The 394-nt window shown below is 72.3% G+C and carries 1 protein-coding gene; it reads left to right on the top strand.

The features are described 5' to 3' along the window. Positions 1–394 (top strand): helix-hairpin-helix domain-containing protein (locus G3I78_RS50355; protein WP_239158507.1); only part of this gene is annotated, 394 nt, incomplete at both ends.

The raw sequence follows: 394 nt of genomic DNA, 5'->3' as shown, positions 1-394 counted from the left end.
GGGCTCGACGCCAAGGGCCTGCGGGAGATCCCGAACGTGGGCAGGTCGATCGCCGAGAAGGTCGTCGCCTACCTGAGCACCGGGCACGTTCCGGACATCGAGGCGCGGCGGGCCGCCGTCCCGGCGGGGGTGCGGGCCCTGACCGCGATCCCCGGACTCGGCCCCCGCAAGGCCCACGTCCTGTACGAGGAGCTGGGCGTCTCCTCCGTCGAACAGCTGGAGGAGGCCATCCGCGAGGAGCGGCTGCGCGACCTGAAGGGCTTCGGCGAGCAGAGCGAGCGGAACATCCTCCACGGCATCTCCGTACTCCGCAACGCCGACGGCCGGATCCTGCTCGGCGCCGCGACGGACGTCGCCGAGCAGATCGTCGCCGAGATGGAGCGGATCCCGGGCT

Origin of the sequence: Streptomyces sp. SID13726 (assembly GCF_010548375.1) — a bacterium.
GTDB lineage: Bacteria > Actinomycetota > Actinomycetes > Streptomycetales > Streptomycetaceae > Streptomyces.
This window is presented reverse-complemented; position numbering and strand designations above follow the sequence as displayed.